Origin of the sequence: Mycobacterium sp. 1245852.3 (genome assembly GCF_001669335.1) — a bacterium.
GTDB lineage: Bacteria > Actinomycetota > Actinomycetes > Mycobacteriales > Mycobacteriaceae > Mycobacterium > Mycobacterium europaeum_A.
In genome coordinates, this window is sequence record NZ_LZLL01000351.1 from 1 (window position 1) to 4368 (window position 4368).

Genomic DNA, 4368 nt, shown 5'->3' on the forward strand with positions numbered 1-4368 from the left:
CGGTGAGCTCGGTTGGGCCGTAGGCATCGATCATCAGCCGCCCGGACGCTGCCCACCGATCCACTACTTCGGTGGTGCAGGCTTCACCGGCCACCACCACCGTCGTGGCCTCCAACCCCTCGGGCGAAAGCGCGACCACAACGGACGGGGTGCTGGTCAACACGCTGACCTTTTCGGCGATCAGCAGCGCGCGCAAGTCCTCGGGGGAAGTGGCGAACGACTCGGGTATTACCACCAGGCGCCGGCCCTGCAGCAGTGCCCCGAAGATTTCCCAGACCGAATAGTCGAAGGCAGTGGAATGACTCTGGGTCCACACCTGCCCTGGTGGCAGGCTCTGGTCGAGGGCCCTGGCCAGCCATGTCACGTTATCGTGGGCGATGGCAACGCCTTTGGGCGTGCCGGTGGTGCCGGAGGTATAGATGAAATACGCGATGTTCTCCGGCGCCGGCGCGCCCGGCGCCGTCGTGGGTTGGGTGTCGATCGCGGGGTCATCGATCTCGATGACGGGCCCGGCGAATCCGCCGAGTCGTGGACGCAGACTCGCGCTGGTGATCACCGCCGATGGTGCGGCGTCAGTGAGGATGAACTCGATGCGCGCCGGTGGCACTATCGGGTCGATCGGCACGTAGGCGGCCCCGGCCTTGAGCGCGGCTAAGATCGCGACGATCGCCTCACCGCAACGCGGTAAAGCCACGCCCACCCGTTCACCAGGGGCCGCGCCGTGCCCAATCAGCAGATGCGCCAACCGGTTCGATGCTTCGTCGAGCTTCCGATAGGTCATGCTGCGACCGTCGAAGGTCACGGCCACCGCGTGCGGTGTCCGGGCCGCCTGGGCGGCGAACGCCTCTGGAATGGACGTCGGCCTCGTCATCGGCGCGGTCAGCACCGAGCGGTTGCCCCACTCGTCGAGCAAGTCGCGCTCGCCGGAATCGAGCACAGCCATTGATGACAGCCGTTGCTCGGGGTCGGCGGCCATGCAGACTAGCAGTCGTCGGAATCGGTCGCCCAGGACGTCGATGGCTGCGTCGTCAAACGCGTTGGTGTCGTATTCGATGCGCAGGCGAATTTCACGGCCGGGTGTGGCCTGTACCGTCAGCGTGTAGTGGTTGTATTCGGTTGCAGCGAAGTCGGTTCCAACCAAATCCTGGGTGCCGGACAGCGCGGCCATGTCGATCGGATAGTTCTCGTAGACGAACAGAGTGTCGAAGAGTTGGTCGTGGCCGGTGAGACGCTGGATCTCGCCGAGCGCCAAGTGCTGGTGCTCGAGAGTGTTGTTGTGAGCGTTCTGCAATTGATTCAGCAAGCCCGCGACGGTGGTCGTCGAGGTGACATTCGCGCGGACCGGCACCGTGTTGATCAGTAGGCCGATCATCGATTCCGCCCCGGCCAGGTCGGTTGATCTTCCCGACACGGTGGTGCCGAAGACCACGTCGTGCTGGCCGGTCATTTCGATCAGCAATCCCGCCCACGCGGCCTGCAGCACCGTGTTGACGGTGGTGTGTTGCGAACGCGCCAGCTGGTGAATGGCTACCGTGGTCGCCGCTGGCATCGCGAAAGATCTGCAGCCTCGTCGCCCGAGCCCTAGCCGGCCCGCAGAGCCGAGGACGGTGGCGGCGTCGAGACCGGCCAATACCTCGCCCCAGGACACGCGTGCGGTTGCGAGGTCGCGGCCAGCCAGCCAGGTCACGAACCTGCGGTAGGGCGTGGGCTCCGGTAACCGGTGTCCGTCGTAACTAGCGAGAATCTCTTGCGCCAGCATTGACAGTGACCAACCGTCCACCACAATGTGATGGTTGGTCAGCACCAACCGGTGCCGGTCGTGCGCAACAGCGATGAGCGCAGCCCGGAAGGGCGGGTGTTCGGCCAGATTGCACACTGCGGCCCGCTCGGCAGCGCACAACGCGTCGATCTGCTCGTCGACATCGAGTTCGAGGTATTGCCAAGGGATTACCGGGTCGGCCGGGATGATCTGTACGGGCTGGTCGAAATGGTCACAGAATCGCGCCACCAAGTTGGGGTGGCGGCTGATGCTCGTGTGCACCGCATCGCGCAGCCTGAATCGGTCGAGAAGCCCGACGAGGGTGATGTCCAGCTGGACCGCGTAGACGTCGTTGTCCGAGCCGTGGGCGAGGGTGGCGTGAAACATAAGGCCCTGCTGCAAGGGCGTCAGCGGTAGCACGTCAGCGATCCGGTATTGCTGTTGCAGCTCGTCGATCTGTTGTTGGCTCAGCCGAGCCGGGACGATGTCGGAGGGCGTCAGTCCTCCCCCGCCCTCGCGGACATGGGTGCAGATACCGGACAAGGCGTCGAACCAGAGCCGGCTCAGGCGGGCGACCTGCGCATGACTCAGGACCGATGACGCCCACGTCCATTCGGCTTGCAGAATCGGGCCCGTCTCGGTATCCATGGTGCCGGCATTGAGCTCCACGGTGTGCGCCAGCGGAATCGGCACTGCCGATGCCACGTTCGTGGCCAACAAACTCTCCGGGCTGACGCGCCACAGATCGTCGGATAAGTCGCCCACACCCGCGCCGAGACGCCCCAAATAGTTGAACCCGATCACCGGTTCGGGCCCGCGGAGATCCGCGTCGGGACTCAAATACCGCAACAAGCCGTAGGTCAACCCTTCCGGCATCGCGCGCAGCTGTTCCTTGGCATCCTTGATCACCGTCTCCAGCGCTGCATCACCGGCGCAGACCTGTTTCCAGGACAGCTCACGGGTCGCTAACGTCACCGGGTACTTGGTGGTGAACCACCCCACCGTCCGCGATAGGTCGATATTGTCGGCCAGTTCCTCGTGACGGCCGTGGCCCTCGACATCGATGCCGATCGGCGCCCCCGCGGCACCGAGGAATTCGTTGCACGCCAAGGCGAATGCGATCAACAGAATATCCTGCACCCCGGCGTGAAACGCCGCCGGAACCACGCTGAGCAGTTGCCGCGTCGTGCCCGCATCCAATGCCAGCGACAAACGCCCAGCAGTGACGTAGGTGTCGATGTCCGGTTGCACCGGTGGCAATGCAGGCTCAACCACCAAAGCCTGGGCCCACGTGTCGACCAAGCCCAACACGGTAGGGCTACGGGCATACTCTTCCAACAGCGACGACCAGCTGGCGAACGAAGTGCCCCCGACCGGCAGGGAAACGGGTTCACCGTTGTGGCGTTGAGCCCACGCGATGTTGAGGTCTTCCAACAGAATTCGCCACGACACCCCGTCAACCGCCAGGTGATGGATGAGCAACGCCAACTGTCCGGTATCGGGTACCCACAGCGCACTCAGCATCGCCCCGGCAGCGGGGTTCAACCGCGAGCGCGCCGCCACCAGTGCCTCATGGGACAATGCATCGACCGAGCGCAGACAGTCGCACACATCCACCGCACCCGGCTCGAGGACGACGAGCGACCATTGACCGGCCTCGTTGTCCAGAGTCTTCAGCCGCAACATGGCGTGTCGATCTACCAGCGCCTGCAACACCGCCGAGACATCGGCGTCGCCGACTCCCGCCGGAGCCTGCACAACCAGCGCTTGGTTGAACTGATCGGTTGGCCCCGTTATGTCGTGCAACCAGTGCATGATCGGCGTCGCCGCGACCGGCCCGACGCCTTCGTCGACAACATCCGGCGCGGCACCGGCGAAAGCAGCCACCTGGGCCAGACCGGCCACCGTCTGCTCGACGAACACGTCCCGAGGCCGACACAGAACACCAGCGGCGCGGGCATGCGCCACCACCCGCATCGACAAAATGCTGTCGCCGCCGAGGTCGAAGAAGGAGTCGTTGATCCCGACCCGCTGCACGCCCAGGACGTGGGCATAGATGTTGGCGAGGATCTCTTCGATGGGATTGCGGGGAGGCTGATATTCAGCAGCGCTGTATTCGGGTGCGGGTAGCGCGCGGGTGTCGAGTTTGCCGTTGACGGTCAGCGGCATGGCGTCGAGGACCACGATCGCAGCCGGCACCATATAGGCCGGCAACAGCTCACCCAGTCGAGCACGAGCACTGCCGGGATCCACAGCACCCACTGATGATTCAGTGACGTATCCGATCAGCCGCTTATCACCAGGTGGATCCTCACGAGCGACGACGACCGCCTGCTCCACCCCCGCCACACCAGCTAACGCGCTACGCACCTCCCCCAGCTCGACGCGATACCCGCGAATCTTGACCTGCTCATCAGCGCGACCCACATAGCGCAACTGCCCATCGGGTGTCCAGCACACCAAATCCCCGGTGCGATACATCCGCGCACCCGGCCCCCCGAAAGGACACGCCACAAACCGCGACCCCGTCAACGACGCACGCCGCCAATACCCCACCCCCACACCAGCACCGGCCACATACAACTCACCAACCACCCCTACCGGCACCG

At 64.6% G+C, this 4368-nt stretch carries 1 protein-coding gene; it reads right to left on the reverse strand.

From position 1 onward, the window contains the following. On the reverse strand, window positions 1-4368 hold a 4368-nt coding region (locus A9W96_RS15730; RefSeq protein WP_156765266.1), incomplete at both ends, for a condensation domain-containing protein.